The following is a 14,515-nucleotide window of genomic DNA, read 5'->3' as shown; positions in this document are numbered from 1 at the left end:
TTGATTTTATTTCCCTAAATTCTTTCATCTTGTTAATATAATGATTTACACATCAGATTTCTTTGAATCAATTATCCGAAAAACACATCATTTGCGTGCATGGTATCCATATATTCCTTCCATGTACAAACCTTTCCGTCTTTAATTTCCATTAGAATATGAAAATGGTTGTTGTACGTTTTACCACTAATATGTTTTCCAAGAGATTCAGCTTCAATGGCAACCCGATTACCTTCTACGGTCATGGCTTTTGCAGTAAGAATTAGACCTTTAGGAAAACCTTCTCTTGTTCTTTTACCAGCTACGATTACAAAATCTTTGGTATGTGTACCTGAAATGGGCATACTACCAGCTACCCAGACCACAGCATCTTCTGCAAAAACTTCATTCACGTATTCCCAATTGTCATTACTAATTGCTGCTATGACTTTCTGTGCTAACACTCTATTAGCTTCAGTGTTTTTTAGATTTTCCATTTAGTTAGATTTTTATATTAAAAATTGTTCAATTGTAATTTTATAACCATTGTTTTAATGCCTTTACAGTAATTTGTTCAAGCTTTTCTCTTTTTGATTTTATTTGAGCTTCGCTATGTGGTGGCGTAATTTGGTCTTCTGTTACATATACTCCTGTAACATCTTTATATTCAGAAGATATGGCTAGTCTTACGATTCTGTCTGCTCCCACTTCGGTTGGTGATGCCATAATATTCATCATAAATTGCATTAGTTTCGCTCCTCCTTTCAGGTGTCGCAATAAGTTCGATTTAATGTAGCCTGGATAAAGATAATTTACCGTGACAGCAGTATTTTTAAGTCTTTCAGCTAGATCAATGGAGAACATATTCAATGATAATTTAGATGCGGAATAGTTATCGTCCGTATCAAAATCAGATTGTTTTTCAATGTCATCGAAGTTGATTTTTTCCAAAAAATCGGTGTTGGTAGTTACATTCACTATTCGGGCAGGTGCCGATTCTTTCAGCCTTTCTAAAAGCAGATTGCTCAAAAGGTATGGCGCTAAATAATTGATAGCCCAATTCAATTCAAAACCATCTTTACTAACTGATTTATCGGTAGAATTGATCCCTGCACAATTTACCAGAACATCTATGTTGCCGTATTTCTTTAAAATACGATGGGCACAATCTTTTACACTGCTCATAGATGCCAAATCACAAACTTCAAAATCTATTGTATTTTGCCTTTTTGGCAACTTCAATTCTTCAATTTGTTTTTGGACTTTCTTGCGATTCCTAGCTAACAATACAAGGTTAGCATTCATTTTATAAAGCATTTCAATGGCTACCCTTCCTATGCCGTCTGTTCCACCTGTGAGGACAATGGTTTTCCCGGACAGATTTTTATCTGACTCGGGAATTGCATATTTAGGATTGGCTTTTTTTCGCTGAGGAAGAAAAAGTTTGAGTAAAATTCGCGTCTTTGCGCTTATTAATTTCATGGTTGGCTATTTACATTGTGATATGCATTATATCCTTTCTCCCATACAGGAAGTTGTGATTTCATCCTGGATTTTAGAAACCATTTAAAAAACCAACCTGTACCAAAATATTTTGGCTCAAAGCTTCCTTTGTATTTCCATAACATACCGCCATTTTTGGATTCGTAGAAAAATTCTCCTCGGTATCTGTTTACGGGCATACCGCCTTCATGTACGGCATAACTGAAATAATTTGGTGGGTCAAAACCAACAATATCTTCGGTAAGATTTATATTTCCAATCAAAATTTTTCTAACGGCTCCCAATCCCTGTGGATGGTCTTTACCTTCTTTAACAACAACAACTTCTCCTGCCATAATATCAGATTGAGAATACCATCTATGGTCAACAAAGAACTCCCAGAATTTTTGAAGTTCTATATTTGGATAGAAGTGTGAAAGTTCGAAAGAAATTAACTTTGAATTTGCCATTTCAACTGTTTGTGATTTTATACCACAAAATTGCAGGCATTTTATTGAAAGGAATTAAGCAGATTACTGATTGTTTAAATCAATTTACTGTTTTTGACTTTATAGCGGTGCATACAATGGAACCGGGTATGGTATGTTTTGTGGATTAGTACGTAATTAGACAAACAAAAATTAAATAGAAAATACTAGATGATTTTCAGAAGTATACGAGAACTAGCTATATACGTTCTTGTACTTCCTTTATTCTTTCTCTTGCAGTTCAGATTCAATCAAATTCAATATCTCAGTGGAGTAATCTAACATTTTTAGATGTAGTTTAGATATTTTGTCCAGAATTATAAACTACAATGTCACAACTTATATCTTTTGGCTAGTAGAGTAATATTTTTTCTTTAAGTAAACATAAGTTGGCAAGGTCAGAACTAATAAAATCCCGATTACTTTAGTCAAATCGGTTATTATAAAACGTCCAGTTTTCCATTCTATGTTTTCTGATTTGCCCTCAGAGATTTCTATTCCGCTATACACAAATAATGAAAATAGAATTATAATTAAAATCAGAAATGCTAGATTAAAATTTGCTTTTTTCATAGGTTCCTCAAATGACGCTCAACGTGTTTGGCTATGGTTTGCTGCGTGGTTAAGTACCTAAATTAGAAAATAAAAACTGAATAGGCAATCTGTATGAATTTTGGTAAGTAGACTAGAACCAGCAATAAATTATTTACGTTGAAGGTAACTGGCTTTTTTTTAAAGTATTTGTTTTTCTTTAGGCCACTTCCAAGCATACCAAACAATTAATGCGGTAATGATACTTTCTAAAAATGCCAAGAACACATAGAAACTATACCACTCGGTATTTGAATTGAAGCCAATAAATAGCATCATTGTTGTAAACAATATTCCAAATACAATATTTAGAATACGATTTATTTTCGGTTTTAGGAGAATTGAAAGTGCAACCATTACTGATGAAGTTGCCAAAATCATTGAGGCTAATAATAATTTAGTGGGACTATCTAGAATATTTTCTCCGGTAAGTAAACTGTTTATTTTTCCTGGTGTGTAGAGTTCAAAATAATCTCCATATAAATAACAGAAAGTTGCTGAAGCCCATAAAGCAGCAAGTTTAATTTTGATATTCACCTTTGGGTTTTCTAACATGTCCTTTAAAGTTTTAGATTTCAAGTGCCTTTGTATATATAAAGACGCAAAATCTAATTAAATGGTTGCCTGAATTCTAAATCTTGTTAGGTTTTTAGCTTGTAGCCATCCGTTTGGTGAAGTTTAGTACATGGGCAAGGAAACCTTATGTTACCTTCTTAGCACGCAGCTAAAGCTTATTGTTTAGTTTTATTTTTTCTTATCCAAAGCTAAATCTATTCCCGACAGCTATCGGGGTAGCGACTTTATAAATATATACAGACTTTTCGATTAAGCTCTAAACTCTGCATTACGTTCAGACTTTGTTGTTTGCTGGCTTTTTTCATCCGATTATTCTTTCGGGAAACGATTCTAATTCTTTCGTCAATTCCTTCGCAACTTTTTTTAATTCCGCATTGTCCATTTCGCAGTCAACATAATATTCTTTATTATCATTTGCATTTTGCGGTCGAGATTCCAAGTCAAATATTAGTCGGACAGTTTTTAAATCTGATTGATTTTTTATTAATTCAAATTTCAAATTCGGTTCCATAAACACAAGCGAATCAGAATCCGTTTCAATGTCATTTGAAAGTTTTTCAAACCATTCGATTATTTCTTTTAAATCTTTTACCAAAAGTGAAGGATCAATCGTTTCCCAATTTCCATAATCACTTTTTACTTTTAAATAAACCAACAACCAATTTGAGTCATATTCGCAATCACTTATTTCAGGAAACTGGTAGTTAGTTATGCTAAATTCAACAGTTTGGTCATTAATTCCTTTAAATATCATTTATTTCAGATTGGTTTTTTTCAGTTAGCGTCTACGGTCTTGTATATGAAAAGTAGCGGATTTTAAGTACTAACTTTTCGGATTATAACTAACCTTTAATTTGTTCATTTTGTAATGATTAAGCGATTAAACCGCTATTTTTTATATACGTTTTTGTGCGTTCGTGTTTATTCTATATTTCAGGTGCTGACGAATAGTTTTCTCTATCTGGAAAATTCCCTCTGTGATGCCATTTGTCTCCTCCTTTATGAGTACTATATACCTTTGCTCCATGCTTTTTTAGACAATTGACTAAAGCTCTTCTCGGATGTTTATGTCCTCCTTTGGCTGAAACATAACATACATTAGGTGACATAGTTTCAATAAGTCTCGAGGATAGATTTCTTCTAGAACCATGGTGAGGAACATCTAACCAATGAATATTTTCCAGATTAAATCTATTTTCAACATCTTCAAATGCTTGTACTCCTGCATCTCCAGTAAATAAATATCGACTATTTTCTTTTGCGATTATTTCAAGTATAACACTTGAATTATTTGTAGCCGAAGTGGAATTTTCCTCATCAACTATTGGACATGGCGAATTTTTTTCTAAAGTTTCGTTAACTATCGCTGTTCCAAAAATTGAGTTGAATGCATAAGACGCTTCAGATGAAACGTAATTCTCTATATTTCCCATACCAGGAAGTAGCGAGTCATAAAATTCTTTCGAAGGTCCTAATATTTTTATTACACCGTTGAAAAGCGATTGACCATAAAGAGCATTTTCTCTAGTAATACCCTTGGAATCAACTAAATTGATAAAATCATCTACATTAGTTAAGGATTCAAGTATTACTTGATACTGTTTATTTGCAGATTTTAATTGAAAATGTTTTTTAAGAGTTTGATAGGTTGCTGAACTAACATGTTCCGCTGGATTATTTATCCATACTTGCTTTATCTTATTACCATAATGTTCAACAACTTTAATAAGTCCTCCAATATGGTCTTTATCGTGATGAGTGCAAATAACTAAATCTGGCGCAAACTTACCTGCATCTTTCAAAATGTATTTGTCCATATGGTCAATTACCTTATCACCATCGCTTTTATTTCCACCATCAATGAGAATTACAAAATTGTTATTATTATGGTCTTTGAGCCAAACAATTATTGAATCTGCATTCCCTAAAGAAAGCATATCTATACTTATATCTATCATACTTTATTAGATGTTTCAAGAGCAAGAACGTTACAAACGAATCTTTTTCCATGGTTCTGAGTCACAATAGCCAAAATGAAAAATTGAAAAATAGTAAAAAACAAATACCACCATTTGGTATTACTTGGCATCATAAATAATCCAATTATACCTCCAAAAATTAAAAACAATAAAGCGATTGAACACATATCTCTACCAAGTAAGAAGTCTTTATGACTCTTTTTTACTAAAGGTTCTTCTTGATAGGTTTTATAAATTTTATACCATAATGAGTTTTGTTCTTTTGCAAGTTGAGGAAGAGGACTATAATTTAATTCGAGGTTATTTAGGTCAATCCTATCATCTTTTTTGGAATAATGAGAAAATGCTCTACAGGCAGGTAAAGGATTTTTAATTCTCCAAAATGTAATTATAGCTTTCTGATTACTACTAATCAAGCCATTTATTATAAATAATAATAGTGGAGTTATTAAAAGCCAAATACCTTTGCCTGTAACAAATTCTTCCCAATCAAATTCATTTATTTCGAAGCTAGGTACAATAGCTAAAGTGTAAAATAATAAAGCATTGAAGGAAAAAAATGTCCAAATCAATTTTGCATTTTGTTCTTTTAATGTTTTTTGGTTATTCATCTATATTGGTTTTTCGACATGACGCACAACGGTCTCGGCTCGTATGTTTGATTTTCAGTTTGAATATACTATTAATTATATAAATAAGGAGAGAGATTAAGAGGTTGAGCTAGATACATTTTTCGATGATGTCGTTTCATAGATTGACAAATCTTCTTAAGCTACTACTTTTATAAAAGTAGTAGCTTGAATATTAACAACAGCTAAAATAGGAGGGACAGAGAGGTCTCGGCTAGATACACTTTAGGGTGATATCGTTTCATAGAAATCCCGCCCTTCTATAATTTTCTTGGAATCCGGACAGTACCTAGGTCCTTTGGATAGAGACCGAATCAAGTGCGAGCAAGGATGATAAAGGGAATTATAGCTTAAAAACCGAATAAATGGAAAAGCGTTTAAAACAGAGTCTTGGTATCGATGTTTCAAAGTTGAACCTGTCATTGTCACTAGGGTTTCTAAATGAAAGGCTGGTCAAGGAATTCAAGTCCCGTCCCGACGTTTCCAATGATCCAAAGGGTTATAAGATGCTCTTGAAATGGATAAAAACATCCGTAGATCCCGATGTGGAACTGTTGGTGGTGATGGAGGCGACGGGCGTGTATCATCAAGGTATAGCACATTATCTATACGAACATGGCCATAGCGTTTGTGTCATGCAGTCCGGTCGTGTAAAGCGCTATGCGCAGAGTTTGGACCAACGCTCCAAAACGGATGCGTTGGATAGTAGGATGCTCAGTATGCTGGGCCTGGAAAGAAACATTCGTCTATGGCACCCGCCCAGTGAAGAGTTGCAGGAGCTAAAAGGGCTGAGCAGGGAACGTAGTTCATTGCTCAACGACAGAACGATGGAGACCAATCGGCAAGGAGCGATCGCATCGAGCGTGCATAGCAATGTAAGAGCACTAAAAAGGCACAAGATCAGGTTAAAGCTTCTCAATACACAGATAGAGGCAGTTGAAGAAGAGATGCGGTCATTGATAGCGGACAACGAAGAATTGAAAAGGAAACTTGAATATTTGACAAGCATACCTGGTGTATCGTTCATATCTGCGGCTACGGTAATCGGGGAAACCTTAGGTTTTGAATCGATAGTCAACGCCAAGCAGTTGGCCAGCTACGCCGGTTACGATGTAGTATTGAGGGAGTCCGGCAACTACAAAGGGAAGACCAGGATCAGTAAAAAAGGGAACAGCCATATCAGGGCGGTACTACATATGCCCTCGATGACCTGTGTACGCTGTAACCCTACATTGAAACAGTTCTATAACAGACTAAAGCCAAACAAAGCAAAGCCTTTGGTGGCACTTGTAGCGGTACAGAGAAAATTATTGATATTGATGTACACCTTGTGGAAGAACGAACAGTTCTATGATGCTGAATTTGAAATAAAAAAGCAGCAAAAGCATGAAGCCCTTGCTGCGCGGGATAACAACTTGATAAATCAATCTGTTTCCTAAATTATTAAAGAAAAAACTTGTTTTTTGACACAGTACCTATGAACAGTTGCGTAGGTTAACACGGACTTTTGTAAGTATACTATATTCTGAAAATTCCTATGGAATTTTCAGAATATGCCTGTAATAGCAATTGTTAGCAACTGTTATTTTACTGGAAATCCAAATCCGCTTGCTGTTTCATCGTCACTATCTAACTTCGCTTTTCTTCTTTCTAAAAAAGTAGTTATTCCACTTGCTAATTGATTGTTGAACTGTTTAAAATCACTATCTAAAAAATCTAAATATTTCTCGATTGTAGCAAGATTGTTATCAAATTCCGCTCTCAATCCAGAACTATCTCGTCCATTTGGGACTTCGTAACTAATTGAGATTTCATTATTTCCAGCATTTCCATATGGTACAACACTCAAAAATTTTGTTGGTGTAATTCCAAAATAGTATGAGTCGCCTTTAAATGGGATAACAAACGTAAATTCAGTTCCATCTACTTTTGTTGTTCCTCCGCCATAAACACCTCTTCTTCCCACAGTTATTTTGATATCTTTTGGTTGTTTTGTGTAAATCTCGTCTTTAGATAATTCTGGAATTGAAATTTCAAATTCTGCTCTTAACTTTTCTGTCAGCTCCTCAATTGTCGAATTATTAAAATCCGAACGAGTCATTTTCTTTATTTTACTCTCTAATGACGAGATATAAGAACTTGTTAAGTCATATATTTTTCTGTCTGTAAATAGATGTTTAATTTTCATATGCAGGTTTGTTTTAATAGTTGCTAACGGTTTGGTATATGAAAAGTAGCGCTAAAAATAAGCGATAACTTTTCGGATAAAACACAAGCCGAATTTTTAAATTTTACTATTTATTTTTACTTGGAAATCGTCAAATTTAAAAATTTGGCGACTTCGCAAAAATGCCTGAACCTTTTTGTTAGCAGCGACTCGCGCTATTTTTTGTATACGTTGTTAGCAAACGTTATTTCTTTTTCGTTTGTTCGATTTTTTTAACTTTAGATTCAATACTTGGAAGTTCAGAGATGTCTGGGAATTCCTCTGCAACTTCCTCGGAAGCTTCTAAAGATGGCTTAATTGTTCCTCCTTTATTGTACAAATCAGCAATTTCTTTTAGAGCCATTTTTATTCGAGCAATTTGTTCTGGGTCTTTGCCTGAAAAATATTTGTTATAAATAAATTGAGCTTCTTTTTCAGCAATTTCATTTACGCCTTCTTTTGACTTTTCAACAACTTCCTCAATTGCATTATTAGAAATTTTCATTTCTCTAACCTTTTGTTGCACTAATAGACCTTCTTGTAGTTTTTTGAAAACAACTGCACCTGACCACGCAAGTCCTCCAATAGTTTGAACAATCGCTGTAGAAGTTGCAAGAATATCAATCCAGTTTGAACCAGAGTCAAAACCTATAATTTTAAATCCACCTTCAATTTCATTAGATAATAATGTTTGACCAAAAATTTTTGTTAGTTTAGAACTTACTTTCTCTAATTCCTCAAAATCAGAAATCTCTGGAATTCTTATACTAATAACCAAAGCACTATCTATTTCGTGATTTTGCGCTTTTTCAATTGATTCAGCTGTTGCTTCTAAAATAATTTTTAATTGAGGAATCGTTTTATTCAGCACATTATATTCTTGCTGTTGAATTATAAGGTTATCTCCATTAAAACTATAAAAACTTTGGTCTTGAAGCTCACTTAACAAATCAGGCACCAAGTCCAATTCTTCAATTTCCAAAACCGCATATTTCAAATCTTCAGGATTCGTTAATTGAAATGTAGGTGGTGAAGAATTTCTTTTAGTAGCATTAACTTCTAATTCAGGTAAAATCTCCTCAATTTTGTGTCTAATAGTTCTTAATCTCATTGTTGGTTTTAATGTTTGCTAACTATTGTGTATGTACACAATTGCACATATTCTCCAATATAGCGGAATATGTACAATTGTTTTTCTGTTCACTAATATAGTATTAAAGAATAAACCTACAATAATCATCTTAATCTCCATTACGGGAAACCATAAAAGCTATAAATTTTATCATAGTAATGAGTCAATTATAGAAATTTGAAGCGAATTGCCTTTAAAATAACGAACCGTCCAAGTAGTCGGTTTTTGATCGTAAAATGGGTTGTAATTTGTTGAAAGTAACGACAGCAATCGTAATTGTATCGGAACCATTTAAATGGAAAAATTAGATAAGTATGTTGGAAGCTTGACCTGGTTCAATACCTGAATAGTTCTCCTTAGGTGTACTGAAAATTGACGTTCAACTACTAACAGGCCAAAGAAGCCCCTTGAAGAGGCAATCGTATTAATTTCTAATCAATAGCTTGTACAACGGTTACTGTTATTTTATACCGTATTTTTAATTTCCTGATTGCAAAATCTTTATGCCATCAAAATAATTGCCATCTTGTAGTCCAATTATTAGAATCCTTTCAGATTCAGTTGGGTTCGGTTGCATTGAAATAAAAATCTCCGTTGAGTTTTTTCTTTCAAAAGAGAATTCCGTTTTTTCAATGGTGAAATTTTCCTTTGTTGTGTCAATGCCATCTAAGTCTAGCATTTTTCCATTCAGGGAAACTTCACTAACCCACCACCAAGTGCCTTCAGTTGTTATAATCACAGAATCTGATTGTGCACTAAAATTTACTTCTTTTTTTGAAAGCTTAATACTGTCGTCCCATTTACCAACAGGCTCATCAGATTCACACGATACAAGGTTTAAAAACAAGATAGCGGCAATTCCGAATATTAATTTTTGTTTCATATCGCCTGTTTTTTAAAGGTTATATTTGAATCCCAGATATTCTTTATCAGTGAACGTTTAAGGTAAATAACTCTTATATTCTGAGTAATTTTCACCTTGGTACAAACCGAAAGTATTTGTTATGTTAGTTAATTACCGTTACATAAGAACAAAGCCTATTTTTCAGCATTAGCCTTTTTCTGAATTTTTGATATATCGTAATTGATTTCACCAGATTTGTCTATATTTTGAATGAACATTTCAGGGGTAATAAAATAGCCTCCTGATTCTTGAATCACTTCGTTATCTTCATTTAGTACAATTATGCGAGGTACAGTTCTGATATTAAATTTTTTAAAGTATGTGTTACCGGCAAAACAATCTTTAGTTAATGCTGTCACACTATAAACATTTTTACAGAATTTTCTAAACTCAATACTCTCCCTAAATGTTGAATAAAATTGTTTATCCAATTCAGAATCAGATAAAAAAAACAATATTCTTGGTCTATTAACTGAGGCCCAAGTTTGGTTTTGGTCACATTCAAGGTTTTCGGAAAAGTGATAATTAAAATATAAATCGTCTACACTATTATGTAAGGGCCAAAAAAGCAAATTGAATGGTTTGGTAGTTTTATTTCCAATTTCTCTAAGTAAAACAGTATTTATCGCGTTGGTATTATGTTTCTGCAGGTTGTTTACATTAATAAAACTCAAAGTTTCTTTAATAACATCATTTTTTGAGTCGTTAATGGATTTATAGTTAATTTTCCATTCATCATTTTCTTTGTTAAAATCAAATTTTAGCCCATTATTCAGTGTGAGAACTCCTTTATTTCCATTGAAACTTGTTTTCATAATATGATAATCTCTGAAAAGAGTTTTTTGATATTCAAAACGACCATTTGAAAATAAAGTTTCAAATAAATCTATTGTTTTGAGGCTTAATAAGGAGTCGTTTGGTAATAGTGATCTTGCTGAAAGTATATTAAACCTATCTATATATTTTATTTTTGATATTTCAAAAGAATCGGATGAAATGATTTTAGCATGTAAGTTTTTAAGATATACATGAGAACTCTTGTCCAGAAGATTGACAATTTTTTGCCCATCGTCTATTTTAAGAGCATTTTTATATTCTAGATAGACACTCTCTATTTCATCCTTGTCATTGGTGCAAGAGACAAGAATTAAAGATAGAATGATGAATAGGTATTGAGATAGTTTCATAATTAATTTTAACGATCATGCATAAGTTCAATTACATATATGCTCAAATATTCATGAGTATTTATATAATTGATTTGTAGAATTCATCACTAATATACTACTTAAGAATAAACCTACAAATATCACCTCATATTCCAATACTGTAAACCATAATCACCATAAATTGATCGAGTCTACCTAAGAAATGACTAAAAACAGCGAACCAACCAACCAGTCTGTTTTTTGCTTGTAAAGAGGGTTTAGAGTTACAGAAAGTAACGACAGCAATCACAATTGTATCGATAAAATACTAGATGTATGAAGTTAAACGAGTTTTTTGGGTATGGAACAAACCAAGTAGTTTGTTTTTTGATGAAATAAAGAAGCTGATTTAAAACAAACTTTGCTGTTTTACGGGGCTTTCGTGGTTCAATAACCACTGTTTTCTGTGTAGACCGCCGGCGTAACCGGTAAGTGAACCATCGGTACCGATCACTCGGTGGCAGGGCACTACGATCCATAACGGATTTCTGGCATTTGCAGATGCTGCGGCACGGGTTGCATTGGGATCTCCCAACGCCTTTGCCAATTCTAAATAGGATTTTGATTTCCCGTAGGGTATGTTCTGTAATTCTACCCAAACCTTCTTTTGAAATTCTGTACCCACGGGGTTCAAGGTCAAATTGAACTCGGTTCTTGCCCCCTCAAAATATTCGTTGAGTTGGAACACGGCATCTTCTAAGGATTCCGGAATCACATCGGTTAAAGGTTCATCGAAGTTGAGTACGGTAATGGCGGACACTCCTTCCGCATCGCCTACAATTTTGGCAACGCCTAAAGGGGTTTTTATGTACGCAATATCCTCCATGTTCCCAATTATTCGTCCGGCGACGTGGGTTTTTCAATCACTCCCGTGGCTTTTGCACGTGTTTCCCAGTTTTTTCGGGCAAGACTCTGCAGATCGGCAATATTATCGCTCTCGTCCATGATTTCAAGTCCCAGTAGGGTTTCTATAACATCTTCCATAGTGACCAAACCACTTACGGAGCCATATTCATCCACTACAAGGGCAATGGCTTCACGCTTTTGAATGAATATCTCAAACAAAGTAGGGATAGGCGTGCTTCTACGTGTAACCAGGATTTCTCGTTTGATCTCCTTTAAAGGAATGTCACCGTTCTTATTGATCATCTCTTCAAGAACGTTGTCCTTAAGAACAAAACCGGTAATGTTATCTATTTTGTCCGTATACACGGGTATTCTAGAGAAGCGTAGTTTAGGGTTGTCCTCAAAGAAATCTGCAATGGTCTTTTCATCGGATGCAATTTTCATGACGGCACGTGGTGTCATAATATCCTTCACCAATACTTCATCGAATTTCAATAGGTTTTTGATGATGGTAGATTCCGATTTTTCAAACACACCTTCTTCATGTGCCATATCTGTCATGGCATGGAAATCTTCGCGACTCAATACACTGCCATGGTGATTGCCACCGCCTACCATTTTGGTAAATAGGCGCAACAACCAAAGTAGACCGGTGTATTTAAGCCCCAGCACCATAATGTTCAATGCCTTGGTAGAAAAATTCGCCAATTGTTTCCAGTAGGTTGCCCCAATGGTCTTCGGTATTATTTCAGAGGCTACAAGAATAAGTATGGTCATGATGGTAGATACCACACCTACCATAACATCCTCAGTAAATTCTATGCCAAAAATAGAACTGGTTTCACTACCGTACAGCTCCGCATACGCCGCTTTTGCCTGTACACCTACCAAAATTGCACCTACGGTGTGGGCAATGGTATTGATGGTCAAAATAGCGATCAAGGGTTGATCCACATCTTTTTTCAATGCCTCTAGCGTTGTTGCATAGCTTTTGCCCTCCTTCATTTTTACATTGATGAACGTTGGGGTAATACTCAGTAATACTGCTTCTAGAATAGAACACAGGAACGAGAAAAAAATGGATATGAATGCGTAAAATATAAGTAAGCCCATAGGGTTGTTTTAGAAATCTAAGATATTGATAAATATACTAATGATCGTGCTGTTTTGATCTATCAAATGCGCTATAAAATATTTGTTGAATGGCGGGGCGTATATTTAGGTCGTAAATATTACGGTTTTCACGGGTTGGAAATACCCTGTTCGATAGAAAAATATATACTAATTGATGTTCCGGATCTGCCCAAACAAAAGTGCCGGTAAAGCCGCTATGACCAAAACTGGTGGCACTCACTTCTGGCGCCGGATAGGCATTTGCCAGGGTAAACTGATCATTTTTTAAATAAGGCTTGTCAAAACCTAAACCTCGCCTATTATCATTTGCAGGATATTGTACACTTGTAAATTCTTGCACGGTGTTCTTGGAGAGGTACTGCTTGCCATTGAAAAGGCCGCCCTGTACATACATTTGCATAATGATCGCTAAATCTTGCGCTGTACCAAATAGACCGGCATTCCCTGAAATACCGCCTAGGAGCGATGCATTTTCATCATGCACCCAACCTTGCGTTAGGGTATGTCTGTATAGGGTATCTATCTCGGTAGGTACAATGTTGTTGCTAAAGTTCTTGGTGCTGGGTAAGAACCCGAAGGTTTTCATACCAAGTGGTTTATAAAATTGCTCCTCCAAATATTGCTCGTAGGGCATGCCCGTTAGTTGAGATATCAGTTCTGGAAAAATGAGAAATGATAAACCGGAATATTTATATTTTTTGTCAGCAGCTACTTCAGAACGATTGATGATGCGATACATTTTTCGGTTGAATCTATTTTTAACATAGATGTCTTCAAAAGCCCTATTGCTGAAGTGGCGATTTGCTTTATTACGAAGGAACCTATTTTTAAACCGACCGTTATTTTTTAAGGTCTTGCTTAAGAATACAATGTAAGGTGCTAACCCCGCTTGATGCGCCAAAATCTCCCGTAGCGTTATGTTTCTTTTGTCTTTATGCCTTTTCCAAGGTTTCCAATAGGTGCTAAAAGGTTCATCTAAATCCAACTTGCCCTCATCTACCAATTTCATGATGGCAGGTAAGGGACCTAATATTTTGGTGACCGATGCTAGATCATAAATATCATCCAATGCAACAGGCTGAATGCTGTCATAGGTATGAAATCCGTAGGCATGGTGAAAAATGATGTTTCCTTCTTTAGCCACTAAAACCTGTGCACCAGGGAAAGCGTTATTCTTTATACCATTTGTTATAATACTATCTACCTTGCGATATACAAAGGCAGAATCCAATGCGTAGGCCTTGAAGGAAGATTCTTGTAAACGAGAACCCACCGGAAGCAGCAACGGTGTAGTGCGCTCAACCTGTGCAAAGCCAACAGCGTAAAATAAACCGAAAAGTATATATAAATAATTACGCATG

Annotated in this window: 15 protein-coding genes; 1 reads left to right on the top strand and 14 read right to left on the bottom strand. The window is 34.8% G+C overall.

Annotated features, from left to right (window positions below):
• Nucleotides 1–71: 71 nt before the first annotated feature.
• From I600_RS10300 to I600_RS10270, 7 genes are all read right to left on the bottom strand, one after another.
• Complete coding sequence (locus I600_RS10300; protein ID WP_058104459.1) at nucleotides 72–476, bottom strand: nuclear transport factor 2 family protein; 405 nt, start codon at nucleotides 474–476, stop codon at nucleotides 72–74.
• 40 nt (nucleotides 477–516) lie between these two features.
• Nucleotides 517–1,461 carry an SDR family NAD(P)-dependent oxidoreductase gene (locus I600_RS10295; RefSeq protein ID WP_058104458.1) on the bottom strand — a complete coding sequence of 315 codons (945 nt, stop codon included), beginning with the start codon at nucleotides 1,459–1,461 and terminating at the stop codon, nucleotides 517–519.
• Nucleotides 1,458–1,931: an SRPBCC family protein gene (locus tag I600_RS10290; RefSeq protein ID WP_058104457.1), complete on the bottom strand. Its 474-nt coding sequence runs from the start codon at nucleotides 1,929–1,931 to the stop codon at nucleotides 1,458–1,460. Before I600_RS10290 ends, I600_RS10295 begins: the two co-directional genes overlap by 4 nt.
• A gap of 750 nt (nucleotides 1,932–2,681) precedes the next feature.
• The gene (locus I600_RS10285) at nucleotides 2,682–3,119 is read right to left on the bottom strand and encodes a DUF6326 family protein (protein ID WP_245188876.1); all 438 of its coding nucleotides are present in this window, start codon (nucleotides 3,117–3,119) and stop codon (nucleotides 2,682–2,684) included.
• 298 nt (nucleotides 3,120–3,417) lie between these two features.
• The gene (locus tag I600_RS10280; protein WP_058104455.1) at nucleotides 3,418–3,870 is read right to left on the bottom strand and encodes a WapI family immunity protein; all 453 of its coding nucleotides are present in this window, start codon (nucleotides 3,868–3,870) and stop codon (nucleotides 3,418–3,420) included.
• 172 nt (nucleotides 3,871–4,042) lie between these two features.
• Nucleotides 4,043–5,074 (bottom strand): ComEC/Rec2 family competence protein, encoded by a 1,032-nt coding sequence (locus I600_RS10275; protein ID WP_058104454.1) that lies wholly within the window; start codon nucleotides 5,072–5,074, stop codon nucleotides 4,043–4,045.
• Nucleotides 5,071–5,706 carry a hypothetical protein gene (locus tag I600_RS10270; protein ID WP_058104453.1) on the bottom strand — a complete coding sequence of 212 codons (636 nt, stop codon included), beginning with the start codon at nucleotides 5,704–5,706 and terminating at the stop codon, nucleotides 5,071–5,073. The genes I600_RS10275 and I600_RS10270 overlap by 4 nt, the downstream gene beginning before the upstream one ends.
• A 383-nt stretch (nucleotides 5,707–6,089) precedes the next feature.
• Here I600_RS10270 and I600_RS10265 point away from each other — a divergent pair, with 383 nt between their 5' ends.
• Nucleotides 6,090–7,163, top strand: a complete 1,074-nt coding sequence (locus tag I600_RS10265; protein WP_058104452.1) for an IS110 family RNA-guided transposase — start codon at nucleotides 6,090–6,092, stop codon at nucleotides 7,161–7,163.
• A gap of 143 nt (nucleotides 7,164–7,306) precedes the next feature.
• Here I600_RS10265 and I600_RS10260 read toward each other — a convergent pair whose 3' ends face one another.
• The 7 genes from I600_RS10260 to I600_RS10230 all read right to left on the bottom strand — a co-directional run bounded on the left by I600_RS10260 (nucleotide 7,307) and on the right by I600_RS10230 (nucleotide 14,514).
• Nucleotides 7,307–7,912, bottom strand: a complete 606-nt coding sequence (locus I600_RS10260; RefSeq protein ID WP_157490884.1) for a hypothetical protein — start codon at nucleotides 7,910–7,912, stop codon at nucleotides 7,307–7,309.
• A 223-nt stretch (nucleotides 7,913–8,135) separates the two neighbouring features.
• Nucleotides 8,136–9,041 carry a hypothetical protein gene (locus I600_RS10255; RefSeq protein ID WP_058104450.1) on the bottom strand — a complete coding sequence of 302 codons (906 nt, stop codon included), beginning with the start codon at nucleotides 9,039–9,041 and terminating at the stop codon, nucleotides 8,136–8,138.
• Nucleotides 9,042–9,540: 499 nt separating this feature from the next.
• Nucleotides 9,541–9,945: a hypothetical protein gene (locus tag I600_RS10250; protein ID WP_058104449.1), complete on the bottom strand. Its 405-nt coding sequence runs from the start codon at nucleotides 9,943–9,945 to the stop codon at nucleotides 9,541–9,543.
• Nucleotides 9,946–10,100: 155 nt separating this feature from the next.
• Nucleotides 10,101–11,153 (bottom strand): hypothetical protein, encoded by a 1,053-nt coding sequence (locus tag I600_RS10245; RefSeq protein ID WP_058104448.1) that lies wholly within the window; start codon nucleotides 11,151–11,153, stop codon nucleotides 10,101–10,103.
• A 370-nt stretch (nucleotides 11,154–11,523) separates the two neighbouring features.
• Nucleotides 11,524–12,000, bottom strand: a complete 477-nt coding sequence (locus I600_RS10240; RefSeq protein WP_058104447.1) for a methylated-DNA--[protein]-cysteine S-methyltransferase — start codon at nucleotides 11,998–12,000, stop codon at nucleotides 11,524–11,526.
• 8 nt (nucleotides 12,001–12,008) lie between these two features.
• The gene (locus tag I600_RS10235; protein ID WP_058104446.1) at nucleotides 12,009–13,133 is read right to left on the bottom strand and encodes a CNNM domain-containing protein; all 1,125 of its coding nucleotides are present in this window, start codon (nucleotides 13,131–13,133) and stop codon (nucleotides 12,009–12,011) included.
• A 37-nt stretch (nucleotides 13,134–13,170) separates the two neighbouring features.
• Complete coding sequence (locus I600_RS10230; protein ID WP_058104445.1) at nucleotides 13,171–14,514, bottom strand: serine hydrolase domain-containing protein; 1,344 nt, start codon at nucleotides 14,512–14,514, stop codon at nucleotides 13,171–13,173.
• Nucleotide 14,515: the final 1 nt, after the last annotated feature.

The sequence above is a fragment of the Maribacter dokdonensis DSW-8 genome, from assembly GCF_001447995.1.
Classification (GTDB): Bacteria; Bacteroidota; Bacteroidia; order Flavobacteriales; family Flavobacteriaceae; genus Maribacter; species Maribacter dokdonensis.
The sequence above is the reverse complement of the archived record's forward strand: the minus strand, read 5'-3'. Positions and strand labels throughout refer to the sequence as shown.